The organism is Achromobacter sp. T5-5 (genome assembly GCF_055397965.1).
Map to the genome: position 1 here is coordinate 169,355 of NZ_AP027919.1, position 25,189 is coordinate 194,543.

General features: G+C 66.6%; 23 protein-coding genes and 2 tRNA genes. 5 read left to right on the forward strand and 20 right to left on the reverse strand.

Going from position 1 to position 25,189, the window contains the following annotated elements; genetic code table 11:
- Positions 1 to 15: 15 nt before the first annotated feature.
- The 7 genes from ACZ50Q_RS00815 to ACZ50Q_RS00845 all read right to left on the reverse strand — a co-directional run bounded on the left by ACZ50Q_RS00815 (position 16) and on the right by ACZ50Q_RS00845 (position 9,559).
- Complete coding sequence (locus ACZ50Q_RS00815) at positions 16 to 1,743, reverse strand: dipeptide ABC transporter ATP-binding protein (RefSeq protein ID WP_464080236.1); 1,728 nt, start codon at positions 1,741 to 1,743, stop codon at positions 16 to 18.
- Between the two features lie 7 nt (positions 1,744 to 1,750).
- On the reverse strand, positions 1,751 to 2,677 hold the full coding sequence (locus tag ACZ50Q_RS00820) for an ABC transporter permease (RefSeq protein ID WP_076518021.1): 927 nt from the start codon (positions 2,675 to 2,677) through the stop codon (positions 1,751 to 1,753).
- Positions 2,678 to 2,700: 23 nt separating this feature from the next.
- Positions 2,701 to 3,672, reverse strand: a complete 972-nt coding sequence (locus tag ACZ50Q_RS00825; RefSeq protein WP_092576951.1) for an ABC transporter permease — start codon at positions 3,670 to 3,672, stop codon at positions 2,701 to 2,703.
- 120 nt (positions 3,673 to 3,792) lie between these two features.
- Positions 3,793 to 5,400, reverse strand: a complete 1,608-nt coding sequence (locus tag ACZ50Q_RS00830) for an ABC transporter substrate-binding protein (RefSeq protein WP_092576948.1) — start codon at positions 5,398 to 5,400, stop codon at positions 3,793 to 3,795.
- A 356-nt stretch (positions 5,401 to 5,756) separates the two neighbouring features.
- A complete protein-coding gene (locus ACZ50Q_RS00835) occupies positions 5,757 to 7,145 on the reverse strand; it encodes a GTPase/DUF3482 domain-containing protein (RefSeq protein ID WP_464080237.1) in 1,389 nt (462 codons plus the stop codon).
- Positions 7,138 to 8,571 (reverse strand): DUF2868 domain-containing protein, encoded by a 1,434-nt coding sequence (locus ACZ50Q_RS00840; RefSeq protein ID WP_464080238.1) that lies wholly within the window; start codon positions 8,569 to 8,571, stop codon positions 7,138 to 7,140. The genes ACZ50Q_RS00835 and ACZ50Q_RS00840 overlap by 8 nt, the downstream gene beginning before the upstream one ends.
- Before the next feature lie 97 nt (positions 8,572 to 8,668).
- Positions 8,669 to 9,559, reverse strand: coding sequence for a helix-turn-helix domain-containing protein (locus ACZ50Q_RS00845; RefSeq protein WP_464080239.1), 891 nt, complete (start codon positions 9,557 to 9,559; stop codon positions 8,669 to 8,671).
- A 171-nt stretch (positions 9,560 to 9,730) separates the two neighbouring features.
- On the opposite strand from ACZ50Q_RS00845, the gene ACZ50Q_RS00850 reads away from it, so the two are divergent.
- Positions 9,731 to 10,636, forward strand: coding sequence for a DMT family transporter (locus ACZ50Q_RS00850; protein ID WP_092577340.1), 906 nt, complete (start codon positions 9,731 to 9,733; stop codon positions 10,634 to 10,636).
- Here ACZ50Q_RS00850 and ACZ50Q_RS00855 read toward each other — a convergent pair.
- The 5 genes from ACZ50Q_RS00855 to ACZ50Q_RS00875 form a co-directional block, all read right to left on the reverse strand.
- Positions 10,633 to 11,859, reverse strand: coding sequence for an aminotransferase class V-fold PLP-dependent enzyme (locus ACZ50Q_RS00855; protein WP_464080240.1), 1,227 nt, complete (start codon positions 11,857 to 11,859; stop codon positions 10,633 to 10,635). The genes ACZ50Q_RS00850 and ACZ50Q_RS00855 overlap by 4 nt on opposite strands.
- A 25-nt stretch (positions 11,860 to 11,884) precedes the next feature.
- On the reverse strand, positions 11,885 to 12,358 hold the full coding sequence (locus ACZ50Q_RS00860) for a RidA family protein (RefSeq protein ID WP_076518007.1): 474 nt from the start codon (positions 12,356 to 12,358) through the stop codon (positions 11,885 to 11,887).
- A 117-nt stretch (positions 12,359 to 12,475) separates the two neighbouring features.
- Complete coding sequence (locus ACZ50Q_RS00865; RefSeq protein WP_464080241.1) at positions 12,476 to 13,414, reverse strand: LysR substrate-binding domain-containing protein; 939 nt, start codon at positions 13,412 to 13,414, stop codon at positions 12,476 to 12,478.
- A 138-nt stretch (positions 13,415 to 13,552) separates the two neighbouring features.
- A tRNA-Asn gene (locus ACZ50Q_RS00870) sits at positions 13,553 to 13,628 on the reverse strand.
- A gap of 68 nt (positions 13,629 to 13,696) precedes the next feature.
- On the reverse strand, positions 13,697 to 14,509 hold the full coding sequence (locus tag ACZ50Q_RS00875; protein ID WP_464080242.1) for an IclR family transcriptional regulator: 813 nt from the start codon (positions 14,507 to 14,509) through the stop codon (positions 13,697 to 13,699).
- 138 nt (positions 14,510 to 14,647) lie between these two features.
- On the opposite strand from ACZ50Q_RS00875, the gene ACZ50Q_RS00880 reads away from it, so the two are divergent.
- The 3 genes from ACZ50Q_RS00880 (at position 14,648) to ACZ50Q_RS00890 (ending at position 18,680) form a co-directional block, all read left to right on the forward strand.
- Positions 14,648 to 16,090, forward strand: a complete 1,443-nt coding sequence (locus tag ACZ50Q_RS00880; protein ID WP_464080243.1) for an amidase — start codon at positions 14,648 to 14,650, stop codon at positions 16,088 to 16,090.
- Between the two features lie 31 nt (positions 16,091 to 16,121).
- A complete protein-coding gene (locus tag ACZ50Q_RS00885; protein WP_464080244.1) occupies positions 16,122 to 17,087 on the forward strand; it encodes a Bug family tripartite tricarboxylate transporter substrate binding protein in 966 nt (321 codons plus the stop codon).
- A gap of 204 nt (positions 17,088 to 17,291) precedes the next feature.
- Positions 17,292 to 18,680, forward strand: coding sequence for a GntP family permease (locus ACZ50Q_RS00890; RefSeq protein WP_464080245.1), 1,389 nt, complete (start codon positions 17,292 to 17,294; stop codon positions 18,678 to 18,680).
- A gap of 82 nt (positions 18,681 to 18,762) precedes the next feature.
- Here ACZ50Q_RS00890 and ACZ50Q_RS00895 read toward each other — a convergent pair whose 3' ends face one another.
- The 7 genes from ACZ50Q_RS00895 to petA all read right to left on the reverse strand — a co-directional run bounded on the left by ACZ50Q_RS00895 (position 18,763) and on the right by petA (position 23,739).
- Complete coding sequence (locus tag ACZ50Q_RS00895) at positions 18,763 to 19,176, reverse strand: hypothetical protein (protein WP_464080246.1); 414 nt, start codon at positions 19,174 to 19,176, stop codon at positions 18,763 to 18,765.
- A 205-nt stretch (positions 19,177 to 19,381) separates the two neighbouring features.
- Positions 19,382 to 19,457, reverse strand: a tRNA-Thr gene (locus ACZ50Q_RS00900).
- Positions 19,458 to 19,525: 68 nt separating this feature from the next.
- On the reverse strand, positions 19,526 to 19,978 hold the full coding sequence (locus tag ACZ50Q_RS00905; RefSeq protein WP_076517992.1) for a ClpXP protease specificity-enhancing factor: 453 nt from the start codon (positions 19,976 to 19,978) through the stop codon (positions 19,526 to 19,528).
- A gap of 13 nt (positions 19,979 to 19,991) precedes the next feature.
- A complete protein-coding gene (locus ACZ50Q_RS00910) occupies positions 19,992 to 20,603 on the reverse strand; it encodes a glutathione S-transferase N-terminal domain-containing protein (RefSeq protein ID WP_006388039.1) in 612 nt (203 codons plus the stop codon).
- 155 nt (positions 20,604 to 20,758) lie between these two features.
- A complete protein-coding gene (locus ACZ50Q_RS00915) occupies positions 20,759 to 21,610 on the reverse strand; it encodes a cytochrome c1 (protein WP_076517990.1) in 852 nt (283 codons plus the stop codon).
- 24 nt (positions 21,611 to 21,634) lie between these two features.
- Positions 21,635 to 23,023 carry a cytochrome b gene (locus ACZ50Q_RS00920; protein ID WP_076517988.1) on the reverse strand — a complete coding sequence of 463 codons (1,389 nt, stop codon included), beginning with the start codon at positions 23,021 to 23,023 and terminating at the stop codon, positions 21,635 to 21,637.
- Between the two features lie 74 nt (positions 23,024 to 23,097).
- Positions 23,098 to 23,739 (reverse strand): ubiquinol-cytochrome c reductase iron-sulfur subunit, encoded by a 642-nt coding sequence (gene petA / locus ACZ50Q_RS00925; protein ID WP_464080247.1) that lies wholly within the window; start codon positions 23,737 to 23,739, stop codon positions 23,098 to 23,100.
- A gap of 139 nt (positions 23,740 to 23,878) precedes the next feature.
- Here petA and mscL point away from each other — a divergent pair, with 139 nt between their 5' ends.
- Positions 23,879 to 24,331, forward strand: coding sequence for a large conductance mechanosensitive channel protein MscL (gene mscL, locus ACZ50Q_RS00930; RefSeq protein WP_076517984.1), 453 nt, complete (start codon positions 23,879 to 23,881; stop codon positions 24,329 to 24,331).
- A 69-nt stretch (positions 24,332 to 24,400) separates the two neighbouring features.
- Here mscL and ACZ50Q_RS00935 read toward each other — a convergent pair whose 3' ends face one another.
- Positions 24,401 to 25,177, reverse strand: a complete 777-nt coding sequence (locus ACZ50Q_RS00935; RefSeq protein WP_464080248.1) for a Nif3-like dinuclear metal center hexameric protein — start codon at positions 25,175 to 25,177, stop codon at positions 24,401 to 24,403.
- Positions 25,178 to 25,189: the final 12 nt, after the last annotated feature.

A 25,189-nucleotide genomic window follows, 5' to 3' on the forward strand; every position in this document is an offset into this window, starting at 1 on the left:
CGGTTGCGCGGGGTCTCAGCCCACCACGTCCAGCCCTTCGCGGGACATGGACTGCAGGCGAGGCATGAGGCCAAGCAGATGTTGGCTGTAGGGGTGCTGCGGATGTTCGAACAGGGCTTCCGTCTCGGCCACTTCCAGCAGTTCGCCGTGGCGCATGACGCCGACGCGATCGCACATCTGGCGGATCACCGGCAGGTCGTGGCTGATGAAGAGCATGGTCAGGCCCAGCTCTTCCTGCAGGTCCTTGAGCAGGTTCAGGATCTGCGCCTGGATGGACACGTCCAGCGCCGACGTGGGCTCGTCGCAGATCAGAAAACGCGGCCGCGTGGCCAGCGCGCGCGCGATGCAGATGCGCTGGCGCTGGCCGCCGGAGAATTCGTGCGGGAAGCGTTCCGCGGCGCGGTCGGCCAGGCCCACCACGTCCAGCAGGTCGGCCACGATGCGGCGCGTTTCCGCCTCGTTGGCCGCGAGCTTGTGGAAGCGGATGGGCTCGGCCACGATGTCCAGCACGCGCATGCGCGGGTTCAGCGACGAAAAGGGATCCTGGAAGATCATCTGGATCTGCCGCCGGAAGGGATTGAGTTCCTTCTCGCCCTTGAGCGCCGTGAGGTCGGTCCCGCCGAACGTGACCGAGCCTTCGCTGGGCGTGTAGAGGCCCGAGATCAGCCGCGCGACGGTGGATTTGCCCGATCCCGATTCGCCGACCAGGCCAAAGACCTCGCCCTCGCCGATCGACAGATTGACGCGCTTGACCGCGTCCAGCGTGCGCTGGTTGCGCTTGAAAAAGGCGCTCTTGAGCACGAAGCGCATGGAAAGGTCGCGCACCTGGACCAGCGGGCCGTCCGTGCGCTTGCCGAAGTCGCGGCGCTGCCCCAGCCAGTGCGTGGCCAGGTCCAGCGGCTGCGCGGGCGTCCTCACGGATTCGATGTAGGTCACCAGCGGAAAACGCTTGAGCTTGATGTCGGGCCGCGGCACGGCCGAGATGAGGCTGCGCGTGTAGGCATGGTCGGGGTCGCCCAGGATCTTGGCGGTGGGACCCTGCTCCACCAGCTTGCCGCGGTACAGCACCGCCACGCGGTCCGTCACGTCCGCGATCACGCCCATGTCGTGCGTGATGATGATCATGCCGACCTGCTCTTCGCGGCACAGCTTCTTGAGCAGGTCCAGGATCTGCGCCTGGATCGACACGTCCAGCGCGGTGGTGGGCTCGTCGGCGATGATGACCTCGGGCTTGCAACATAGCGCCAGCGCGATCACCACGCGCTGCCGCATGCCGCCCGAGAATTGATGCGGATACTGCTGGACGCGCAGCTCGGGCTGGTCGATGCCGACCTGCGCCAGGAGCTGCACGGCGCGCTTCTTTGCCGCGTCGTGCGACAGGTCCAGGTGGACCAGCATCGTTTCGACGAGCTGGCTTTCCACGGTCTGCAGCGGGTCGAGCGAGGTCAGCGGATCCTGGAAGATCATGCCGATGCGCCGGCCCCGGACCTTGCGCTGTTGCGCCGGCGTGAGCGTGTCGATGCGTTCGCCGTTCAGCAGCACCGACCCGCCGGCCAGGCGTCCCGGCGCTTCGAGCAGGCCGATGACGGCATTGCCGATGGTGGACTTGCCCGCGCCGGATTCGCCCACCACGCCCAGGATCTCGCCTTTTTCCAGGGACAGCGATACGCCGTCCACCGCCACCATCGTGCCGCGGCGGCTGGGAAATTCGATACGGATGTCTTCGATGTTCAACAAGGCCATGGCAATCTCAGCGCAGCTTGGGGTTGAGCGCGTCGCGCAGCCAGTCGCCCAGCAGGTTGACCGACAGCACCAGCGCAACCAGCGCGATGCCGGGGAAGATGGAGATCCACCACATGCCCGAGAACAGGTAACTGTTGCCGATGCGGATCAACGTGCCCAGCGACGGCGCGGTGGGCGGCACGCCCACGCCCAGGAACGACAGGGTGGCTTCGGTGATGATGGCGATCGCGAGGTGGATGGTGGCGATCACCAGCACCGGTCCCATGACGTTGGGCAGGATGTGGCGGCGCAGGATGGTGATGGGTCCGATGCCGATCAGCTTGGCCGCCTGGACGTATTCCTTGTTGCGCTCGACCAGCGTGGAGCCGCGCACGGTGCGCGCGTACTGCACCCAGCCCGAAATCCCGATGGCGAAGATCAGCACATAGAGCGCAAGCTGGTCGTGCATGTCGCGCGGCAGCAGTCCGCGCGCCACGCCGTCGATCAGCAGCGCGACCAGGATCGCGGGAAACGAGAGCTGCACGTCGGCGATGCGCATGATGAAGCTGTCGACGCGCCCGCCTGCGTAGCCGCTGATGAGGCCGAGCGTCACGCCCAGCACCATCGAGAACAGCACCGAGGCAAAGCCGACCAGCAGCGACACGCGAGAGCCGTACATGACTGCCGACAGGATGTCGCGGCCCTGGTCGTCCGTGCCCAGCAGGAAGTCGGGGCTGCCGCCCTCTTCCCAGGCCGGGGGCGTGTTGGCGTCCATGATGCTCAGGGACGCGAGATCGAAGGGATTGTGGGGCGCGACGACCGGCGCGAACAACGCGCCGAGCACGATGACCAGCGTGACGATCGCGGCGACGATGGCGCCGGGCGAACGCTTGAAGCTGTGCCACAGGTCGCTGTCGGCGGCGCGCGTGAAGAAGGGGGCGATGCGAGCGATCATGCGATTTCCTTTTTTACCGCCATTCACTTGCTCTGCACGCGCAGGCGCGGGTCGACGACGAAGTACAGCAGGTCGACGATCAGATTGATGACCACGAACATGAAGGCGATCAGCACCAGATAGGCGGCCATGACCGGGATGTCCACCATGCTGATGGCCTGGATGAACAGGAGCCCCATGCCGGGCCACTGGAACACCGTCTCGGTGATGATGGCGAAGGCGATGATGGAACCCAGCTGAAGGCCGGTGATGGTGATGACGGGCACCATCGTGTTCTTGAGCGCATGGCGGAAGTTGATCAGCCTTTCCGGCAGGCCGCGCGCCCGCGCGAACTTGATGAAGTCGGCGCGCAGCACCTCCAGCATCTCGGCGCGCACCAGGCGCATGATGAGCGTCATCTGGAAGAGCGCCAGCGTGATGGCGGGCATGATGAGCGCCAGCCAGCCGGACTTGGTGAGAAAGCCGGTGGTCCACCATCCCAGGCTCACGACGTCGCCCCGCCCGAAACTGGGCAGCCAGCGCAGTTGCACGCCGAAGAACAGGATGAGCAGGATGCCGATCAGAAAGGTGGGCAGGGAAATGCCCGCCAGCGAGATCGCCATGAAGGCCTTGGACAGCACGCCGTGGCGCTTGAGCGCGGTGTAGATGCCCATGGGAATGCCGAGCGCCAGCGCCATGACGGCGGACACGAATGACAATTCCAGCGTGGCGGGCATGCGCTCTTCGAGCAGTTCGCTGACCGGCCGGCGATGGCGGTAGGACATGCCGAAGTCGCCCTGCACCGCGTTGGCGACGAAGTGGGCGTACTGCACGATGAAGGGATCGTCCAGGCCGAGCTGTTCGCGCAACTGGGCGCGCTGCTCGGGCGTCGTGTCCTGGCCGACCATGCTGGCGACCGGGTCGCCCACGTAGCGGAACATGGCGAACGCGATCAGCGCCACCGTCAGCATCACCAGCACCGACTGGAACAGCCGCTGCGCAATAAAGGAAAGCATCTCAGGAAGCCCTCTTGTTCGGATGGCACCGGGCCGCGTTCCGCGCGCAAGGCGGGAATGGGGGCTGGGCCGGGTGCGTCCGGGCGGCGCGAGCCGCCCGGGGTTGCATCAAGCGCCGCGCTACGGCAGCACGACGTTGCGCAGATCGAGCACGTCGTCGGCACGCTGCGTGACGGTGACGTTTTCCTTCACGCCCCAGGACATGGGTTGCTGGTGCAGCGGCAGGTAGCCGAAGTCGGTGCGCACGATGCCGAAGGCTTCCTTGATCATCGCGTTGCGCTTGGCCTGATCGGTTTCGACGCCGATCTTGTTGGTCAGCTCGTCGACCTTCTTGTTGCAGTAGCCGCCCAGGTTGAACTGGCCCGCGGCCGTCTTGGCGTCGCGGCACGAGGTCAGGTTCAGCAGGGTGTTGTGCGCGTCGGTCGAGCTGGGCGTCCATCCCAGCATGTACATGCTGGTCTGGTTGCCGGCCTGCAGCAGGATCTTGCCGAAGTACTTGGACTTGGTCTGCGCCAGCAGGTTGATCTTGATGCCGACGCGCGCCAGCATGCCGGCCACGGCCTGGCAGACCTTTTCGTCATTGACGTAGCGGTCGTTCGGGCAGTCCATGGTGACGGTGAAGCCCTTGGGATAGCCGGCTTCGGCCAGCAGCTTCTTGGCGCGTTCAGGATCGGGCTTGTACGGCGCGCCGAAGGATTCGTCGTAGCCGTTGATGGACGTGGCGATGAGCGAGCCCAGCGGCTTGGCCGCGCCGCGCATGATCTTTTCGTTGATGGCCTTGGTGTCGACGGCCAGCACGACGGCCTCGCGCACGCGGATATCCTTGAACGGGTTCTTGCCCTTCACGTCGGAGAACAGGAGCTCGTCGCGGTCCTGGTCCATGCCGATGAAGATGGCGCGGGCTTCGGGCGCGGTAAGCGGCTTGACGCCCTTGGCGTCTTCCAGGCGCTTCCAGTCCTGTACCGGCACGGGCTGCACGACGTCCATTTCACCCGAGATCAGCGCGGCCACGCGCGTGGCTTCCTGCGTGATCGGCTGGAAGATGACCTCGTCGATGTTGGTCTTGATGTTCTTGTTCCAGTAGCCGTCGTAGCGCTTGAGCACGGTCTTCACGTCGGGCTGGCGTTCGGTCAGCATGAACGGGCCGGTGCCGTTGGCGTGCAGGTTGGCGTAGTTGCCCTGGTTGTCGCCCTTGACGTTGGTCGCCTCGGTGGTCTTGTTCTTCTCCGCCCAGTTCTTGCTCATGATGTACAGGAACACCCATTCGCGCGGCAGGATGGGGTTGGGCGTGGGCGTGGTGACTTCGATGGTGTAGTCATCCACCTTCTTGATGTCGGTGGCCTTGGCGCCGTAGCCCTTCATGTCGGAGCCCGGCGTCAGGCTGCGCTTCCACGAGAAGATCACGTCGTCGGCGGTGAAGGGCGAGCCGTCATGGAACTTCACGCCCTTGCGCAGCTTGAAGACCCACTTGGTGGGTTCCGGGTTTTCCCAGCTTTCGGCCAGCAGCGGCGTGAGTTTCAGGTCGCCGTCGTAGCCGGCCAGCGTTTCGTAGATGTTGCCCTGGAAGCCCAGCGTGAAGGTTTCGTTCAGGGCCATCGGATCCATCGACGTGGCGTCGCCCTGATACGACCAATGCAGGGTCTTGGCGGCCGCGCCGGCGCTGAATGCCAGCGAGGCGGCCACGGCAGCGGCAAGCGCCGCCTGCTTGAAGTGGTGAAAAGTACGCATAGCCCTCATGCTCCGTGTGGTGCGCGGATAGCGCGACAGAAGTGACAGGGCCCCGGCCCCATGGGGATCCGGGGCATGGCGTTGCTGCTTAAGACGAAGGAAGGGGGGGAGCCGGGCGGCGCGCGGCGCAAACTGCGCACGGGCCGGGGACGGCGATGCCGGGAATCACTGCGCAGGACTTCGACTTCACGATAGATCCAACCCCTTGTGATTGACATGACGGGGACGGACCCGCGTCGATGCAGATCGAATCTTATCGACGCATTCGTTTAAGCGTCAATCGGTTTGGATTGGGGTTATTACGCGCTTGCCGTATGCGTTGAATGGTGCGTTCGGCGGGGCATGCGGGCTGCCGGTCAATCGGCCGGCAGCGGCGTGGATGCGAGGGTTTTCGCCAATTCATGCAGCACGCGCTTGCGGCGGTCGCTGTCTTCATAGTGTTTACCCAGGGCCGACCATTCGGGCCGGCTGCGCGCTTCCTTCAGGGCTTCCGGCAAAGGGCCCTTGCGCCATGCATCATCGGCCGGGAGGTCTAGCCGCAATGGCTCGCGCGCGGCGTGGCCGCGTCGTTCCAGCGCTTCGATCAACTGCCGCTGGCGCAACGCAAGCAGGCGCAACACGGCATCGTCCACGCTGATTTCGCGCCAGCCGCGCAGCTTGCCCGCGACGCGCTTGCCGAGCTTTTCCACGCCCTGCCACAGCCCGCCCGCGGCGGCGCCGATCAGCATGCCGGTTCCCAGGCTCAAGCCCGCGCTCATCAGATCAACCGCGGCGCCGGCCATGGCGCCCGCGGCGGCGCCCATGCCGACCTGCACACCCATGTCCTTGAGCGCCTGCGGATGGAAGAGATCCATGCCCCAGCGTTCGCCTTGCAGCGGCAGCGCGTCGTCGGCGTAATCCGCCGCGCGGAAGTTGTAGAGCGCCAGCAGCGCGTTCACGCAGGTCTGTTCGCGCTGGCGAACCTGGTCGCGCAGCAGGCCGGAAGCGGCGGCGAGCGCGCCGTCGTCGCTGGGGCTGGACAGATGGAGCGCGGCGACGTCGATCAGCAGGTCTGCGAGCAGTTCGTAGGCGGCGGCGTGGCGCTCGCGTCGCTGCGCGGCCAGGCTGTCGGACAGCCGCGCCAGCGCGCCGGCGTGGCGGTCCAGCAGCACGCCGAGCTTGGCGTACAACTGCTGTTCGCCATCGAGCGGCGGCGCCACGGTGTCGAATTCCACCACCGCATGCAGGCCCAGCCGCGCCATGGCGTCGCGCCATTCGTCGGCGCGGTGCGCCGGCGCGTTCACGAAGTTGAGCACCGGGAGCAGGGGCCGTCCGCAAGCGGCCAGGATGGCGAGTTCATCGCGATGCTTGCCCAGCACCGGATCGCGCGCGTCGATGACGTACAGCGCCGCATCGCAGTCCAGCATCTTGGTCAGGACGCGCGCTTCCTGCTCGTAGCGGCCGTGCGCTTCGGGCGTGTCCAAAAAGCGGCGGATGCGCGCGGGACCGTCGAGCCGTTCGCCGGGACGGTCCAGGCGCTCCAGGTACTCCAGCAAGGCAATGCTGTCTTCCATGCCCGGCGTATCGAACCATTCGAGCACGGGCCGTCCATCCAGGCGCAGGCGCGCGCCTTCGACGTGGCGCGTGGTGCCGGGGCGGTCGGCCACTTCGCCGAAGCTGGTGTCGCGCGTCAGCGTGCGCAGGAGCGAGGTCTTGCCGGTGTTGGTGTGGCCGACGAGAGCGATCTTGATGAGGGGGTCAGCCATGGCCGGTCTCCAGCCAGTCCAGCGGCGCGACGGGCGTTTGCAGGATGGCGGCGGCGGGCAGGCCCAGCGCCAGCAGCCGGTCGCGCCAGAGGTCGGCGCGCGTGTCGGCGCCGGCATGAGGCAGGATCAGCCAGACGCGGGTCTGCCCCGCATGCGCGGACAGGTCCGCAATGAGCGACAGGGTGCCGCGGTCGGGCGTCTGGCGCGCGTCGCAGGCGATCAGGAGGCGCGAGGCGGCGGACTGGGCCAGCGCATCGAGCACCCGGTTGCGCTCGACGCGCGTATCCAGGTTGCCTGCCTGGCGGATGCCGTCAGGCAGGTCCGCGGGGGGCCAGGCCAGGTCCGCGGGCAATTCCAGTCCCAGCAGCACGGGCTGGCCGCCCAGCCCGTCCAGCGCCGGCGCGTGCACGCGCGGTTCGTGCAGAGGATCGACCGGACGGTCGATGCCGGTGGACAGGGCGGGCGGTTCGAGCCTGTCGCGCAGCGTCGAGAAGCCGGCGAGCGCGGGATCGATGCGCACGCGTCGCAGCGCGCGCAGCGTGGCCGCCGCGCACAGCGCGCCGGCGATCAGGCGCGGCACGATGCCGTAGACCACCACGACGCCGATCAGCCACAGCGACCATTGCGCCTGCGCGGCGGCGGGCAGGACTTGCGTGCCGTCGCTGGCGCGGATGGTGGCGGCGTCGGGCATGGGAAAGCCCAGATGGGCCGGCAGCCAGCCGATGGCCTGCGTGAGCCAGACGAAGGTGTCGGGCGCCAGCAGCGTGGTGGCCCAGACGAAGCGGTAGCTGGCGGTGGACAGCACCACGAGCAGGGTCGCCAGCGCGGCGCACAGCGCCGTCAGCCACAGCAGATGGCTGATGCTGCCGAAGAGGCCGCGCAAGGCGCCCGCGCGCGTCAGCAGATTCAGGAAGGCCTGCGGCACCAACGCGCCGTCCGGGCCGCGCGCCAGCTTGCGCGTGGCCCAGAGCCAGAGGCGGCCAAGCCCGGTGACGGCCGAGGGCCGCAGCAGGAAGCTCGCCAGCCAGACCAGGAAGGTCAGCGCATGCAGGCCCAGGAGCGCGCCCATGGCCCAGAGCACATTGACCGGGCGCGTGCCGTCGCCCAGCGCGCCCAGGGCGGCGCCCGCGCCGGAGACCAGCGCCAGCAGGAAGAGAACGACCAGCATGGCCGTGGCGCTGCGGCGCCAGGCTTCGACGAGCGGGATCAGGTTTTCCCGTTGGGCCAGCAGCGTGGCGCGGGCCAGGATGCGCGATGGCAGGTCGGCATCGAGCTGTCGCACCTGCCGCACCGCCTGCGCGTCCTCCAGCGGGCCCCAGTGCGCTTCGCGCAACCGGATCAGTTCGGCCAGCCAGTGCGCGCCCAGGCGGCGCTGGCTGGCGCTATCGGCGAGGGGGGAAGGTTCGCGAGAGGTCGGGGACGGCATCGCGTCGGTGCAGGCAGGATCAGGCCGAGTGAGGCCGCTAGGGCGATGCGCCATTGTAGACCGCGCGGTGCGGCACACGGCCTGCCAGCGCGCCGTATCAGTGGCCGGCGCGCGCGCTGCGGTACTGGCCTGGGGTGACGCCGATGGCGTCGCGAAAGACGCGCGCGAGGTGGCTGGCGCTGCCGAAGCCGCAGGCTTGCGCGATGCCCGCCAGGTCGCCCTTGCCCGTCGCCAGCAGGCTTCTGGCGCGGGCGAGGCGCCGGCCGCGCACCCAGGCGTGAGGCGGCTCGCCAAACGAGGCGTGGAACATGCGGGCGAAATGATAGGTGGACAGCGCCGCGACGCCGGCGAGTTCGTCCAGCGTCAGGGGATCGGCCAGATGGGCGTCCACGTAGTCCATGACGCGGCGGCGCACGCCGGGGGCGAGCCCGCCGCGGGCGGGCTGCGGTGTCTTGCGCGCGACGCCCTGCCCCAGCAGGTGGTGCAGCACGGTCTCGGCCGCGCTGCTCGCGGCCAGGCGGTCGGCCGGCTGGCTCCAGTCGGTGCCCAGCAGCCGGCGGCAGACGTCGATCAGCGAGTCATCGTGGATGTAGGTGCGGTCGCGCAGCTCCAGCGTGCGCGGTTCGCAGTCCAGCCGCATGACGGCTTCGCGCGCCAGGCGCTGCGGCGCGATGTACAGGTGCAGGAAATGCACGTTGTCGTTCATGCACCAGCGCGAATGGTGCTCGGCGGGCAGCACGCAGAACTTGTCCGCGCCGCCATGCAGCGCGTCCTGGCCGACCCGGAACGACTTGTCGCCGCCTTGCAGGTAGAGCGACAGCGTGTGATGGCCGGGCGTGTCGTAGGCCAGCGTTTCGCGGGCGGTGCGCGACCATTGCGAGATCGCCATGCCTTCGCCCAGCGACGCGGCGCGCTGCAGCGTCGCGGTGGAGCGCGACAGGGTGCGAAAGACGGAGAAATCGGCCGGGGCCGTAGCGGTGTTGCCCATGGGAAGGAATGCTACTGCGATCCCGCGCGCGCGACGCGCCCGATTCGGACAAAAGCGCAAGAACCGGCAATCGCGGCGCGGCGGCCCGGCGCACACTGGATGCCCGGCGACCGGGGCGGCCGCCGGCGTCCGTATTCGATCTTTGCGCAGCAGCCCGGCGCACGCCGCATCATGAATCTTTCCCTCTACCTGCTCACCGTCCTGATCTGGGGCACGACCTGGATCGCCATCAAGCTGCAGCTCGGCGTGGTCGCCATTCCCGTGTCGATCTTCTACCGCTTCGCGCTGGCGGGGCTGCTGCTGTTCGCGGCGCTGCGGCTGATGCGCAAACTGCAGAAGCTGGACCGGCGCGGCCATTGGCTGTGCGTGGGCCAGGGCCTGTGCCTGTTCTGCCTGAATTTCCTGTGCTTCTATTCGGCCACGCAGTGGATTCCCAGCGGGCTGGTGTCGGTGGTGTTTTCCGCCGCGACGCTCTGGAACGCCGTCAATGCGCGGTTGTGGTTCGGCACCCGCATCACGGCGCGCGTCATGGCGGCGGGGGCGTTGGGGTTTTGCGGCCTGGCGCTGCTGTTCTGGCCGGAGCTGGCGAGCCAGGAGGCCAGCCATGAAACCCTGCTGGGCCTGGGGTTTGCGCTGCTGGGCACGCTGTGCTTTTCGACGGGCAACATGCTGTCGTCGCTGCAGCAGCGCGCCGGCATCCGGCCGCTCACCGGCAACGCCTACAGCATGCTCTACGGCGCGGCGATCCTGCTGGCCGGCTGCGTGGCCACGGGGCTGCCGTTCGACTTCGATCCTTCGCCGGCCTACGTGGGCGCGCTGCTGTACCTGGCCGTGGCGGGGTCCATCGTCGGTTTCACCGCCTACCTGACCCTGGTGGGCCGCATGGGACCCGCCCGGGCGGCGTACTGCACGGTGTTGTTCCCGGTCGTCGCGCTGAGCGTTTCCACCGTCGTCGAGGGATACCGGTGGACGCCCCAGGCGCTGTCGGGGCTGGCATTGGTGATGCTGGGCAACCTGCTCGTCTTCACGAAGTGGTCGCCGTTTGCCAGGCGCGGCGCGATGGCGGGGCGGGCCTAGCCCGCTGCTTCGCGCCCAGCGCAGGTTTGGCCGGCCAGCGCGCGCAAGGCTTCCAGCAAGCGGTCGATCTCGGCGCTGCTCGTCAGGTAACTGACCGACGCGCGCGCGATCCGGTCCAGGCCGCGGGCCTGCATGTCCAGCGGCGTGTAGGGCACGCCGTTGCTGCCGATCGTGATGCCCTGCGCCGACAGCCTGCGCTGCACGTCCGCGGCGTCCTGGCCTGCCACGTTGAACGCGACCAGCCCGGATTTTTCGCGGCCCTGGTCCAGCACGGTGACGCCGGGAATCGCCGCCAGTTCGGCGCGCAGCGCCTGGGCGTTGGCGTCGATGCTGGCTCGGATCGTGTCCAGCCCCAGATCCAGCGCCTCGCGCAAGGCGTTGGCAAGGCCACAGCGCAGCGCCAGCGAGTTCTCGGCGGACTCCAGGCGCGCGGCATCCGGGCGCAGGACGGGCTGGCCATCCGCGTCGAGCGGCGCGGAATGCGTATCGACGAAGGCGGGCGTGAGGCGGTCCAGGAAGGCGCGCCGCACGTACAGGATTCCGGTTCCGCGCGGCCCGCGCAAGGCCTTGCGGCCCGGGCCGCTGAGCACGTCGCAGCCGACCTGCTCCACATCGATGGGGATCTGCCCGATTGCCTGCGCGGCATCGACGAAATAGGGAATGCCGTGCCGGCGCGCGACCTGTCCGATGGCGGCGGCCGGGTTGATGAGACCGCCGTTGGCGGGCAGCCAGGTCAGCGCGATCAGCCGCACGCGATCGTCCAGCATGGCCTCCAGCGCCTGCGCGTCCACGCATCCGCTGTCGTCCGACGCAATGGTCTCCAGCGTGGCGCCGGCGCGCGCCGCATGGAGCCGCATGGTGGCCAGGTTGCCGCCCCATTCGTGGCGGCCGACCAGGATGCGGTCGCCGGGCCGCCACGCCGGCAGCGCCGCGAAAGCCGCGCCCCACCCGGCCGAATTGCCTCCCGTCAGCGCGATTTCATCGACCTGGGCGTTGAGCAGTTGCGCCGCCAGCGTGCGCGCCGCTTCGGTCAGATCGCGCGCCGCGACGCCGGCCTCCATCGGACCTTGCGCCGCTTCGCGCTTCAGATGCGCATGGATCGCCTGCAGCGTGGCGGTGGACGGCAACGACGCGCCGGCATGGTTGAAGTGCACCGAGCTTTGCGTGCCGGGCGCCATGGCGCGCAGCGCCTGTACGGTGCTCGGCGGGAGGGGGGCAGTCATGGCGGCTCCTTTCAGGCGGCCGGGATCAGGCCTGGGTCAGCGCGATGACGGCTTCGACCTCCACCGCCACGCCTTGCGGCAGGGACGCCACGCCGACGGCGCTGCGCGCATGGCGGCCGGCGTCGCCGAACACGTCGACCATCAAGTCCGAGGCGCCGTTCGCGATCGCGCTCTGGCGGTTGAAGTCGGGGGCGCTGGCCACGAACACGCCCAACCGGACCACGCGGGCCACGCGGTCCAGGCGGTCGCCCGTGGCGGCGGCGATCTGCGCCAGGATGCCCAGCGCCGAGGCGCGCGCGGCCGCCACGCCGTCGGCATCCGACACCTGGTCGCCCAGCCGGCCCAGGTACGCCGCCTTGCCGTCCTTGCGGGAAATCTGGCCGGAGATATAAAGCAGGTTGCCTTCCAGGACGAAGGGCACGTAATTGGCGGCCGGCGCGGCGGCGGCGTCCAGGGTCAAGCCAAGTTCGGCAACGCGGGCGGAAATGCTGCGGGTCATATCGGATCACCTGAGAGTTGATGAGAAGCGATTCGGGAAGCTACCCCGATGCTATCGATGCTATCGGTCGCGGCGTCGCGTGACCAATCAATTCTTGCATTGCACGTATGAGTAAAACTAATGCGTGCCGATGGGGCGGCGGGTCGCCTGGGCCGCCGTTTCCGCCAGCCAGTCGCGCAAGGCCTGGACAGGCTCGCTGGACACGCCGCGCGGCGTGACGAACCACCAGCCGATGCGCGGATCCTCCAGCACGGCGCCCGGCAGCGCCTGCACCAGCGCGCCGCTGGCCAGATGCGCGGCGATCAGGCGCTCGCGGCCCATGGCAAGCCCCTGCCCCGCGAGCGCGGCTTCCACGACGATGTTGTAGTCGTGCAGGCGCACCGTCCCTGCGCGGCTCAAGTCCAGGCCCTGCAGGCGCGCCCACGCGTCCCATTCAAAGGGTTGTTTGGCGTGCGAGACCAGGAGCGGGTGACGCAGCAGATCGCCTGCCGACCTCGGCCGCTTCCGGCCGGCGACCAGCGCGGGCGCGCATACGACGGACAGGCGCTCGGTCATCAGCAGCGTGGACCGCACGCCGGGCCAGCCGCCGCGCCCATAGCGGATCGCGGCGTCGACCTCGCCGCCCGCCACGTCCGCCAACGCGATATCGGGCTGCAGCTGCAGATCGATGCCGGGATGCGCGGCGGCAAAGTCCGGCAGGCGCGGGGCGAGCCAACGCGTGGCAAACGACGCCAGCAATCCGATCCGCAGCGGTTTCTGAAGCGTTTTGCGGGCCGGATCATGCGCGCGGGCCTCGTCCGTGCCTTGGCGCAGCAGTTCGAACGCCGCATGCACGCGTTCGTAATAGGCCTGGCCCTGGGCGGTGAGCGCAATGGCGCGCGTGCGCCGCTCAAAGAGCGCGATGCCCAGTTCCGATTCCAGGCGCTGGATGTGATGGCTGACGGCGCTCTGCGTGACGTAGAGCTCCTCTGCAGCCTGCGAGAAGCTCAGGCGCCGCGCGGTCGCCTCGAAGGCGCGCAGGGAGATCAGGGGCGGCAGGGATCGGGTGGAATGCATGGCGGGCATCGGGTTGAAGCGGACCTGGCCATGCTACGCCATGCGGGTGAACGCCCATCCGGCTGCGCGGGCGCCAATGCAAAAAGCCCGCAAACACGTTGCGGGCTTTTTTAAGGGTACTGCGGTACTGCAAATTCTTGGCTCCCCGAGCTGGGCTCGAACCAGCGACCTGCGGATTAACAGTCCGTCGCTCTACCGACTGAGCTATCGGGGAACAGGTAGAGGGGCCGAATTATGCACAAAAAATCGAAAGAATGCAAAACGGGTCGATAAATTGTGCGGTCACCCGTGCTGGATCGCATGCGCGGTGCGGAACAGCTGCGGCACGATGTCGCGCAGCAGGCGGTCGGCGGGATAGTCGTGGCGTGGGGCGCTGACGCTGATGGCGGCCAGGGGCACGTCCCGCGCGTCGCGCAGCAGCACGGCGGCGCCGACCTGGTTCTGCAGCACCTGGTCCTCGGTCAGCGCGTAGCCCTCGTCGCGAGCCTGCTGAATCAGGGCCAGCAGCGCCTGTGGCTCGATCACGGTGCGCGGGGTGAAGGCGCGCGGGGGCGCGCGCAGCAGCGTCTGGCGAATCGCGTCGTCGTCGAGCTGGCTCAGCAGCATGCGGCCGCCGCTGTTGCACCAGGCCGGCATGCGGCGACCCGGCAGCATTTCGGCCAGCGTGAGCTGCCGGCTGGGCAGGCGCAGCAGGTAGATCATGTCGCCGCCCGCCAGCACGCTCATATGCACCGCCAGGCCGCAGCGGTCGCGCAGCGCGACCAGATGCGGGGCGGCCATGGACACCAGGCGGTCGGTGCGCAGGAAGAAGTAACCCAGCTCGACGACGCGCGGACCGAGCCGGTAGCGGCGCGAGGCGGCGTCCTTGCTCAGGTAGCCCAGCCGTTCCCAGGTGTGCACGAAGCGCTGCGCGGCGCTCTTGCCCAGGCGGGTCAGCGCGGCGATCTCCGTCAACCCCAGCGTGTCGGTGGCGTCGCGGAACGCCTCCAGCACGCGCATGCCCTTCTCCAGCGATGCGACGAACAGCGGGTCGTCCGCGGGGTCGGGGGCGTCCTGCGATGAGGCGGCTGGATTGTCTGGCGAGGGCGTTGTCATGGCGGCTCGTGGCGAGGAATCGGGCGGCCGGCGATGCCACCGGCCCACGGGGAAGCGCTAGTTTCCCCGGATTGTTGGCGCGGGGAATACCAACTATAAAGTTGATTATTCAATACTTTGTATCGCATGGCAATACACATGGACTTTTTGACCCCCACCCGGCCCGCGACGTCGACGCTTTGCGACCTCAGCGCTGTCGCGCTGCGCGATGACATCGCCGCCGGCCGCGTCAGTGCCCGAGACGTGATGGCCGCGCACCTGGACCGCATCGCGGCCTGGAATCCCGCGGTGAACGCCGTGGTCACGCTGGACGCCGAAGGCGCCATGGCACGCGCCGCGCAGGCCGATGCGCACCAGGCCGCCGGCCGTCCGCTGGGCCTGCTGCACGGCCTGCCCATCGTCCACAAGGATTCGTTCCTGACCGCCGGCATGCGCACTACCTATGGGTCGCCGCTCTACCGCGATTTCGTGCCGGACCGCGACAGCCTCATCGTGAGCCGTGAACGCGCGGCTGGCGCGATCACGCTGGGCAAGACCAACCTGCCGGAATTCGGGGCCGGTTCGCAAACCTTCAACACGGTCTTCGGGCCCACGCGCAACCCCTACGATCCGCGCATGACCGCCGGCGGCAGCAGCGGCGGCGCGGCTGCCGCCCTGGCCGCACGCATGGCGCCGCTGGCCGACGGAACGGACATGGGCGGGTCCCTGCGCAATCCGGCCTCGTTCTGCAACGTGGTGGGCCTGCGCCCGTCTCCGGGACGCGTGCCGCAATGGCCCACCGCCAGCCCGTACAACACCCTGACGGTCGCCGGGCCGATGGCGCGTACCGTTGCCGATGTGGCGCTCCTGCTCTCCGCCACGGCCGGTGTCGACGCGCGCGACCCGCTGGCCATCGACCAGGACCCAAATCGATTCCTGGACAGCCTGGCGCGCGATTTCAAGGGCGTGCGCATCGCCTACGCGCCGACATGGGGCGGCCTGCCCGTCGAGCCCGCCGTCGAGCGCGCACTGGAGCGCCATCTGCCGGTCTTTGCCGACCTGGGCGCCGTGGTGGAACCCGCCTGCCCCGACTTCACCGGCGCGGACGCGTCGTTTCAGGCGCTGCGCGCGCAGACCTTCGCCGTGGGCTACGAGGCCGCGCTGCGCGAGCATCGTCATCTGCTCAAGGACTCGGTGATCTGGAACATCGAACTGGGGCTCACGCAGCCGGCAACCGCCGTCGTGCAGGCCGAGCGCGACCGCGCCGCCCTGTTTGCCCGCATGCACGCGTTCATGCAGACGTATGAGTTCATGATCGGGCCGGTCAGCCAGGTGCTGCCCTTCCCGGTGGAGCAGGAAACCGTGCATCGCATCGAAGACACGCCGATGCAGAACTACATCGACTGGATGCGTTCGGGCTATTACCTGTCGTTGACGGGCCACCCCGCGATCTCGGTGCCCTGTGGCTTTACCGAGACCGGCCTGCCCGTCGGCATCCAGATCGTCGGCCGCTATCGGCAAGAGCGCGCCCTGCTGCAACTGGCCCACGCATTCGAACAGGCCACGCAGTACTGGCGCCAGGCGCCCGTGCTGCCCAACTGAACACCTGACAAACCACACAAGGGGAATTTCAATGAGCAAACCCATCGCTCGCGCGATCGCGCTGTGCGCACTGGCCGCCGCGCCGGTGCTGGCCCTGGCGCAGGACTATCCCAGCAAGCCGATCACCATGGTCGTGCCCTTCCCGCCGGGCGGATCGACGGACGTCATCGGCCGCCTGTTCGCCGCCAAGCTGGGCGCGCGAATGGGCCAGACCGTGGTGGTCGAGAACAAGCCGGGCGCCAACACCAGCATCGGCGCAACGGCCGTCGCCCGCGCCGCACCCGATGGCTATACGTTCATGATCACGGGCGCGCCCACCTTCACGCTGAATCCGCTGCTCTACTCCAACCTCAACTACAACCCGCTCAAGAGCTACGAGTACGTCGCGATTGCGGGCAGCACGCCGTTCGTGATCCTGACCAATCCGCAGACCGGCATCGGCACCGTGGCCGACATCACCAGCAAATCGGCGTCGCAGCCGCTCAGCTTCGGGTCCTTCGGCAACGGATCCACGCCGCACATCGCGGGCGAATCCCTGGCCCAGCGCACGGGCGCCAAGCTGCTGCACGTGCCCTACCGCGGCAGCGCACCCGCGATGACGGATCTGATCGGCAACCAGATTCCGTTGTCGATCGACACGCTGGTGGCCAGTCTTCCGCAGATCAAGGCAGGCAAGGCGCGCGCGGTGGCGCTGACGGGCAACGTGCGTTCGTCCTTGGTGCCGGACGTGCCCACGGTCGCCGAAAGCGGCGTCGCGGGCTACGACTTCGAGACGTGGTTCGGGGTGGTCATGCCGCACGGCACGCCGGCGCCCGTCGTGGCGCGGCTGTCCAAGGAGATCGAAGCGGTCATGGCCGAACCCGACACGCGCGCCAAGCTGCGGGATCTGGGCTTTGACGCCACCTTTTCCGACCCGGCCACGTTCCGCCGCAAGGTGGAATCCGAGCTCGAGCGCAATGTGGCGATCATCAAGGCCGCGGGGATCAAGCCGGACTGAGGCGCGCGAATAGGCAAACCGCGCACGCGACGACCCGCGAACGACGGCGTCGCGTTCAGTTGTCTGTAGGGAACAGGCGCGATGCGCCTGCGCAGACCCGCCCCGATGCTTCGGCCCCCGCGCTTGCCAGCCGGGCGTCAAGCTGATCCCGTATCATGGCCCCGGAAAGGCTCGCGACCTCTCTCGATTTTTCTGGGTTCAACCATGTCTTCGTTCGACATTCAATTGCTGCTCACCGCCTTGGTGAGCGTTCTGGTCCTGGTCGGGCTGATCGTCTCCCGTATCCGCATGCATCCTTTGCTGGCGCTGCTGATCGTGTCCATCGGCGTCGGCTTCGCAACCGGGATGGCTCCGGTTGCCATCGTCAAGAATCTGACGGACGGCGCCGGTAAGACGCTGGGCGCCGTCGGCGTGGTGATTGCGCTGGGCGCCATGCTGGGCAAGATCCTGGCGGATTCCGGCACGACCGAGCGCCTGGCCAATGCGATCCTGCGCCACACCTCGCCCCGCATGATTCCCTGGGCGATGACGCTGGTGGCATTCGTCATCGGCATTCCGATGTTCTTCGAAGTGGGCCTGGTGGTGATGCTGCCGCTGATCTTCAGCGTGGCGCGCAAGCTGGAAAGCCAGGAACGCTTCAAGGGGTCCGCCTATGTCTATGTGGGCGTGCCGGTGATCTCGGCCTTGGCTGCGATGCACGGCATGGTGCCGCCGCATCCCGGTCCGCTGACCGCGATCGCCACGCTGAAGACCACGGTCGGGCCGACCATGATCTACGGCTTCATCGCCGCGCTGCCCGCCATGATCTTCGGCGGACCGCTGTATGGCGCATTCATCGCGCCGCGCATGACGACGCGCCCGGACGAGGCGCTGCTGGAACAGTTCACCTCCGGCACTGAACGCGGCGCGGGCCAGGACGCGCCCAGCGTGGGCCTGGGCGTCCTGGCGGCCCTGCTGCCTGCCTTGCTGATGCTGGTGCACGCGCTGGCCGAGATGCTGCTGCCCAAGGATTCCAGCGTGACGCACGTGGCCGCCTTCCTGGGCAACCCGGTGGTCGCGATGCTGCTCGGCGTGCTGTTCGCGGCCGTGACGCTGGTCTTCATGCGCGGCGGCGATCCGGAAAAGCTGCGCGGCGCGCTAGGGCAAAGCCTCAAGCCGATCGCCGGCATCATGCTCATCATCGCGGGCGGCGGCGCATTCCAGCAGGTATTGACGAGCGCCAAGGTCGGCGACGCCATCGTGCACCTGACCCATCAGTTTGCGTTCCCGCCGCTGATCCTGGGCTGGCTGATCGCGATGCTGCTGTCCGTGTCCACCGGCTCGGCCACCGTCGGCATCGTCGGCGCCGCGGGCCTGCTGGCGCCGCTGGCGGGCGCCGACCCCAGCCTGAACCTGCCGCTGCTCGCCCTGTCGATCGGCTGCGGATCGCTCTTCTTCAACTACGCCAACCACGCGGGCTTCTGGATGGTGAAAGAATCGTTCGGCATGACCATGGGCGAAGCGACGAAGACGATCTCGGTGGTGCAGTCGATCGTGGCGGTCGTGGGGCTAGTGATGGTGCTGGGGTTTGATATGTTGCCGCCGCTGGGGTAATGGGCGAGCGGGCGTGGGGCAAGACACGCACGTCTGATTTGCTCAGCGGAACGAAAAAGGGAAGTCCCAGGACTTCCCTTTTTCAATTTCCCGCCGGAACCATTCTGTTCAGCGGTGAAGGCGGACCCGCATCTTCGCGCGCCCCTTGCCTGATGCCGGCGCTACCGGTAGTAATCGCCTGCAGGCCGAATTCGGTAAGCGTAAGCTCCCTGACCTTCATAAACGCGCCCGGTTTGGATACGAGCTTGGACTCTTTGACGAAGGCGTCGGCGGGGCGCTTGGTGACAGTCTTCATATCAATACCTTTTCGTGACGAAGTCGCTGATAGCTTTGGTGCCCGCACCAACAATTTCCACCACATCGTCGCGTTCAAAAAACTCATTATTGCGGCTGAGCCGGCCACGATTATCGGGGGACCATTGAATAGCATTTCGCGCGGCCACTTCTTTTGCCAGAAGCGCTTTCGTTGTGCGCCAGGAAGATGAGAGGAATTCATGCCGCCCGGCCTCCACAGGTCTGAGAAGGCAGGATTCTAGCTCGCGGCCGTGCAAACGAAGGCGGCTCGAACGCTTGGTGATCTCCAAATCAGACGGCGGAGCGCCCCGTTGCCACCTGTCCATCGCAGCACTGAAAGGCGCGATGCGGCAGTGATGAAAAAAAGGCCGATTCACGCGGAATCGGCCTTTTCATGGGTATTTCATTGGTGCCGGTGAAAGGAATCGAACCCTCGACCTTCTCATTACAAGTGAGCTGCTCTACCAACTGAGCTACACCGGCGCGGCGTGCCGGGGCACGCGCAGGGACTGCATTGTAATGAAAAAAATGCAGGCCCTCTTGTGGGGACGTTATTTGACGATGGTCAGGCGCGGACGCTTGGGTTCGTCGTCGTCGCCATCGTCGCCACCCGGGGCGGGATTGGCGTCGGAGCCCTCGGGGGCGGCGGTGTCCGGCGTGACGCCCTGGGCGCCCGCTTCCGGAGGCTCGTAGGGCTGGACCTCGAAGCCCATGCCGGCGCCGGTTTCGCGCGCGTAGATGGCGCTGACGGCGCCCACGGGAACGTAGACGTTTTCGGTCACGCCGCTGAAGCGGGCCTGGAATTCGATGAATTCGTTGCCCAGCACCAGGCGGTTGGTGGCCAGCGTGCCCACGTTCAGCGTGATCTGGCCGTCGCGCACGTGGGCGACGGGCACCATGGTGTGCTCGTCGACCTGCACGGTGATGTACGGCGTGTAGCCGTTATCGGTGCACCATTCGTGCAGTGCGCGGATCAGATACGGTTTGGTCGAAGTTTCACCCATCACACAGCCAGCCTCAACGACGCATCACTTTTTCCGAAGGCGTCAGCGCTTCGATGTAGGCCGGGCGCGAGAAGATGCGTTCGGCGTACTTTTGCAGCGGGGCCGCATTCTTGGGCAGTTCGATGCCGTAGTGGTCCAGGCGCCAGAGCAGCGGGGCGACGGCCACGTCGAGCATGGAGAATTCCTCGCCCAGCATGTACTTGTTCTTGAGCAGCATGGGCGCCAGCTGGGCCAGGCGGTCACGGATGTTCTGGCGGGCGTTGGCGAGCTTCTTTTCGTCCGGCTTGGCGCTGCGGTCTTCCAGCGTCGAGACGTGGACGAAGAGTTCCTTCTCGAAGTTGTAGAGGAACAGGCGCGTGCGGGCGCGCATGACCGGGTCGGCGGGCATGAGCTGCGGGTGCGGGAAGCGTTCGTCGATGTACTCGTTGATGATGTTCGATTCGTACAGCACCAGGTCGCGTTCGACCAGAATGGGCACTTGACCGTACGGGTTCATCACCGAGATGTCTTCGGGCTTGTTGTACAGGTCGATGTCGCGGATCTCGAAATCCATACCCTTTTCGAACAACACGAAGCGGCAGCGTTGCGAAAACGGACACGTGGTTCCGGAATAGAGCACCATCATGGCGGTAAGTCCTTTATGAAAAACGAAAGGCCAGCGCCTAAATCTAGCAGGCGCTGGCCCCAATTGCCAGGCGGGATAGGCGTACAGCCCTATCCGCCTCTTCCGTCCCCGATAGAAAAAGGGAGGCGGCTGGGGAACCTGGCGGGGCGTTGCGGTTAGCGCACGTGTTTCCAGTACGAGGCGTTCAAGCGCCACGTTACAAAGAAGAACAGGAGCAGGAACAACATGACGCCGACGCCGATGCGGACACGCAGTGTCTGGACGGGTTCAGCCATCCAGGACATGAATGCGGTCAGGTCAGCGACGTCGTTGTCGTATGTTGCGGTTTGGGCCGGGTTGGCGGCCTTGAATTTGGCATCGAAGGTGGCATGGCCGTGGTAGTTGGCTACCGGTTCGGCCTTGACCGTGGCAAAACCCTGCGAATCGTACACCGTCGTGACGCGTTCCCAGGTTTTGGGGGCGCCGTTCTTGCCTTCGACCTCGTGCATGGCGACGGTGGTCAGCTCGCGCGGACCTTGTTCCTGCCAGAGGGCGTGGGGCATGCCGACCGACGGGAAAACCAGGTTGTTCCAGCCCGTGGCGCGCGAGGTGTCGCGATAGAAGGTGCGCAGGTACGTGTACAGGTAGTCCGAGCCCGAGGGGCCGGCGTTCACGGATTTGGCGCGGGCGATCACGGACAGGTCCGGCGGCGTCGTGCCGAACCAAGCCTTGGCGTCCTTGGGCGTCATGGCGACGTGCATCATGTCGCCGATCTTGTCGCCCGTGAACAGCAGGCTTTCCTTGATTTGCTGGTCGGTCAGCCCGATGTCCTTGAGCTTGTTGTAGCGCATCGAGGATGCGCTATGGCAGTTCAGGCAGTAGTTGACGAACAGCTTCGCGCCGTTTTGCAGCGATGCCATGTCGTTGACGCGGTAAGGCGCCTTGTCCAGCGGGAATCCGCCTCCGGCGGCAAATGTAGCGGTACACGTGAGCATCAAGGCCACGGCACCAATCAGCTTCTTGATCATGGTTAGTCCGTTATTCTCGTGGGCTCAGTGGGCGTGGAACGTGACGCGGTCGGGCACTTGCTTGAAGGTGCCCAGGCGGCTCCATACCGGCATCAGGAAGAAGAAGGCCAGGTACAGCAGCGTGCCGATCTGCGAGGTCAGGTTCAACGGCGGACTGGGCGGCTGCGTACCGATGTAGCCGAGCACCAGGAAGTTGACCATGAAGATGCCGTAGATCCACTTGTGCCACGTGGGGCGGTAGCGGATCGACTTGACCGGCGAATGGTCGAGCCAGGGCAGGAAGAACAGGATCACGACCGTGCCGCCCATGGCCACCACGCCCCAGAACTTGGCGTCGATGACGCGCAGCAGCACCGCGACGACGATCAGGATGCCGGGGACGGCGACGCGCAGGAAGCCCTTGAGGTTGCTCTTGGCGAACAGCACGATGGCGCCCAGCACCGCCGCGCCCGCCAGCACCCAGGTGAATTCGTCGGTGGTGGCGCGCAGCATCGAGTAGAACGGCGTGAAGTACCAGACCGGCGCGATGTGCGGAGGCGTCTTCAGCGAATCGGCGGGAATGAAGTTGTTGAACTCCAGGAAGTAGCCGCCCATTTCCGGCGCGAAGAACACGATCGCCGCGAACACCAGCAGGAAGCCCGCCACGCCCACCAGGTCATGCACCGAGTAGAAGGGATGGAACGGGATGCCGTCTTTGGGGCGGCCGTACTTGTCCTTGGGGCCCTGCTTGATCTCGATGCCGTCCGGGTTGTTTGAGCCGACTTCGTGCAGCGCCACCAGGTGCGCCGCCACCAGGCCGATCAGCACCAGCGGAATGGCGATGACGTGGAAGGCGAAGAAGCGGTTCAGGGTGGCGTCGGACACGACGTAGTCGCCGCGGATCCAGATCGACAGTTCAGGGCCGATGAACGGGATGGCCGCGAACAGGTTGACGATCACCTGGGCGCCCCAGTACGACATCTGGCCCCAGGGAAGCAGGTAGCCGAAGAACGCTTCGGCCATCAGACAGAGGAAGATCGCCACGCCGAAGATCCACACCAGTTCGCGCGGCTTGCGGTAGGAACCGTAAAGCAGGCCGCGCAGCATGTGCAGGTACACGACGACGAAGAACATGGACGCGCCGGTCGAGTGCATGTAGCGCACCAGCCAGCCCCACGGGACCTCGCGCATGATGTATTCGACGGATTGGAACGCGCGCTCGGCGTCCGGCTTGTAGTGCATGACCAGGAAGATGCCGGTCACGATCTGCAGCACCAGCACCAGTAGCGCCAGCGAGCCAAAGAAATACCAGAAGTTGAAATTCTTGGGTGCGTAGTACTCGGACAGATGGGCTTTCCAGGTGGAGGTCACCGGAAAGCGCCGGTCCAGCCAGCCCAACAGGCCTGTCGTCTCGACGGTTTTCTCGCCAGCCATGTAACGGCTCCTTCTCTAATACGTGGCGTATTGTTTTTACTTACGTAGATCGGGAAAAAAGCGCGACGCGAGCGTCAGGCCTTGTTGTCTTCATCGACGCCCACGATGATGCGGGTATCGGTGAGGTACTGGTACGGCGGGACTTCGAGATTATCGGGAGCGGGCTTGTTCTTGAAGACCCGGCCAGCCAGGTCGAACGTGGAGCCGTGGCAGGGACAGAGGAATCCGCCTTGCCAATCCGCGCCCAGGCCGCCGCCGCCACCCGTTTCGAAGTGCGCGGTGGGCGAGCAGCCCAGGTGGGTACAGATGCCGACGCAGACGAAGAGCTCGGGCTTGCGCGAGCGGCCTTCGTTTTCGGCATAGGGAGGAGTGAAGCCGGGCCGCTTGGATTGCGGGTCGGCGAGCAGGGGGTCCAGCGTCTTCAGGCCGGCGAGCTGCTCGGGAGAGCGGTGCATGATCCACACCGGCTTGCCGCGCCATTCGACCGTTTTCATGGAGCCGACAGGAATGTCGCCGACATCCACTTCAACGGGCGCCCCGGCCGCGCGGGCTTTTTCGGAGGGGGAAAACGTGCTCACAAGCGGTACTGCGGTTGCGACTCCTGCTACGCCACCCACAGCACAGGCGGTGGTAACCCAGAAACGTCGCGAAGGATCAGGTGGCAGGTTGGGATCAACCGCACCGTCATCATCATGCACCAGCGTATCCTGACTCATCTTCCTATCCTTGTTGATGCGCCCGCTCTACGAGTAGCATCACTTCTGCGGCATCGGGTTCGCGGGAATATGTAACAACATAGCAACCGCGTATTATAGGCCAGCCTACCCTCAGGCGTATCACGAATGGAGTGCTTTTATGAGCAAAGCGACTGGTTTCGTCAAAGAATTTCGAGATTTCGCAGTCAAGGGCAACGCGGTTGATCTGGCCGTCGGCGTCATCATTGGCGCCGCTTTCGGCAGGATAGTCGACTCGCTGGTCCGCGACATCATCATGCCTCTCGTCAATTTCCTGCTTGGCGGATCGGTCGACTTTTCAAACAAGTTCCTCGTGCTGTCGATGCCCGAAGGCTATGCCGGACCGATGACCTACGCGGATCTGACCAAGGCCGGCGCCAACGTGTTCGCCTGGGGCAACTTCGTCACCATCATCATCAATTTCGTGCTGCTGGCCTTTGTGATCTTCTGGATGGTCAAGGCCATCTACAAGGCCCGCAACAAGGCGGAGGAAGCGCCGGCGCCGGCCAAGACGCCGGAAGACGTGGCCCTGCTGCGTGAGATCCGCGACCTGCTCAAGCGGCCGCAGCCGTAAAACAGCAAAGCGCCCGTCGGGCGCTTTGTTTATTGCGTGGGCCGGATTCGGGCCGGGTCAACGCCCGCTTCAGGCCGGATTGTCGATATCCACGAATTCGACCTTGATGCCGAACTGTTCGGCCACCGCCTGCCCCAAGGCTTGCACGCCGTAGCGCTCGGTGGCGTGGTGGCCGGCCGCGATGAAGCCCACGCCCGTCTCGCGCGCCAGGTGCACGGTGGATTCCGAGACTTCGCCGGTGATGTATGCGCTGGCGCCCGCGTCGACGGCGTCGCCCATCATGCCCTGCGCACCGCCGGTGCACCAGGCGATCTGCCCCAGCGGCAGGTCCGGGTCTCCCACGACGAGCGGCTGGCGGCCCAGGGACTGCGCGACACGCTCGCCAAGCTGGCCCAGCGTCTGCACGCCGGTCGCCTGGCCCAGCCAGATCAGTCCATCCTGCCCGCAGGTCAGCGGCGCGCCGTCCTCGCGCCGCGCGGGCGCCAAGCCCAGCACGCGCGCGAGCTGGGCATTGTTGCCCAGGGTGGGATGCGCATCCAGGGGCAGATGGTAGGCGTACAGGTTCAGGTCGTTCTTCAGGGTCAGGGCCATGCGCGTGCGGCGCGTTCCGATGACGCGGCGGTCTTCGTTGCGCCACATCCAGCCATGGTGCACCAGCACCGCATCCGCGCCGCGTTCGACGGCGGCGCGCAGCAATGCTTCGCTGGCCGTGACACCGGTGATAATGTGTCCGACCTCGGATCGGCCTTCCACCTGCATCCCGTTGGGACAGTAGTCCTTGAAACGGGCCGCCTGCAGGGTGTCGTCCAGCCAGTTGGCCAGGACGCGGGAGTCCACTTTATTCATTGCTAGTCCTAT

Bases quoted from the DNA above. Each gene is read 5' to 3' on its own strand.
- ACZ50Q_RS00815 (WP_464080236.1), bottom strand. From the start codon at position 1,743: ATGGCCTTGTTGAACATCGAAGACATCCGTATCGAATTTCCCAGCCGC.
- ACZ50Q_RS00820 (WP_076518021.1), bottom strand. From the start codon at position 2,677: ATGATCGCTCGCATCGCCCCCTTCTTCACGCGCGCCGCCGACAGCGAC.
- ACZ50Q_RS00825 (WP_092576951.1), bottom strand. From the start codon at position 3,672: ATGCTTTCCTTTATTGCGCAGCGGCTGTTCCAGTCGGTGCTGGTGATG.
- ACZ50Q_RS00830 (WP_092576948.1), bottom strand. From the start codon at position 5,400: ATGCGTACTTTTCACCACTTCAAGCAGGCGGCGCTTGCCGCTGCCGTG.
- ACZ50Q_RS00835 (WP_464080237.1), bottom strand. From the start codon at position 7,145: ATGGCTGACCCCCTCATCAAGATCGCTCTCGTCGGCCACACCAACACC.
- ACZ50Q_RS00840 (WP_464080238.1), bottom strand. From the start codon at position 8,571: ATGCCGTCCCCGACCTCTCGCGAACCTTCCCCCCTCGCCGATAGCGCC.
- ACZ50Q_RS00845 (WP_464080239.1), bottom strand. From the start codon at position 9,559: ATGGGCAACACCGCTACGGCCCCGGCCGATTTCTCCGTCTTTCGCACC.
- ACZ50Q_RS00850 (WP_092577340.1), top strand. From the start codon at position 9,731: ATGAATCTTTCCCTCTACCTGCTCACCGTCCTGATCTGGGGCACGACC.
- ACZ50Q_RS00855 (WP_464080240.1), bottom strand. From the start codon at position 11,859: ATGACTGCCCCCCTCCCGCCGAGCACCGTACAGGCGCTGCGCGCCATG.
- ACZ50Q_RS00860 (WP_076518007.1), bottom strand. From the start codon at position 12,358: ATGACCCGCAGCATTTCCGCCCGCGTTGCCGAACTTGGCTTGACCCTG.
- ACZ50Q_RS00865 (WP_464080241.1), bottom strand. From the start codon at position 13,414: ATGCATTCCACCCGATCCCTGCCGCCCCTGATCTCCCTGCGCGCCTTC.
- ACZ50Q_RS00875 (WP_464080242.1), bottom strand. From the start codon at position 14,509: ATGACAACGCCCTCGCCAGACAATCCAGCCGCCTCATCGCAGGACGCC.
- ACZ50Q_RS00880 (WP_464080243.1), top strand. From the start codon at position 14,648: ATGGACTTTTTGACCCCCACCCGGCCCGCGACGTCGACGCTTTGCGAC.
- ACZ50Q_RS00885 (WP_464080244.1), top strand. From the start codon at position 16,122: ATGAGCAAACCCATCGCTCGCGCGATCGCGCTGTGCGCACTGGCCGCC.
- ACZ50Q_RS00890 (WP_464080245.1), top strand. From the start codon at position 17,292: ATGTCTTCGTTCGACATTCAATTGCTGCTCACCGCCTTGGTGAGCGTT.
- ACZ50Q_RS00895 (WP_464080246.1), bottom strand. From the start codon at position 19,176: ATGAATTCCTCTCATCTTCCTGGCGCACAACGAAAGCGCTTCTGGCAA.
- ACZ50Q_RS00905 (WP_076517992.1), bottom strand. From the start codon at position 19,978: ATGGGTGAAACTTCGACCAAACCGTATCTGATCCGCGCACTGCACGAA.
- ACZ50Q_RS00910 (WP_006388039.1), bottom strand. From the start codon at position 20,603: ATGATGGTGCTCTATTCCGGAACCACGTGTCCGTTTTCGCAACGCTGC.
- ACZ50Q_RS00915 (WP_076517990.1), bottom strand. From the start codon at position 21,610: ATGATCAAGAAGCTGATTGGTGCCGTGGCCTTGATGCTCACGTGTACC.
- ACZ50Q_RS00920 (WP_076517988.1), bottom strand. From the start codon at position 23,023: ATGGCTGGCGAGAAAACCGTCGAGACGACAGGCCTGTTGGGCTGGCTG.
- petA (WP_464080247.1), bottom strand. From the start codon at position 23,739: ATGAGTCAGGATACGCTGGTGCATGATGATGACGGTGCGGTTGATCCC.
- mscL (WP_076517984.1), top strand. From the start codon at position 23,879: ATGAGCAAAGCGACTGGTTTCGTCAAAGAATTTCGAGATTTCGCAGTC.
- ACZ50Q_RS00935 (WP_464080248.1), bottom strand. From the start codon at position 25,177: ATGAATAAAGTGGACTCCCGCGTCCTGGCCAACTGGCTGGACGACACC.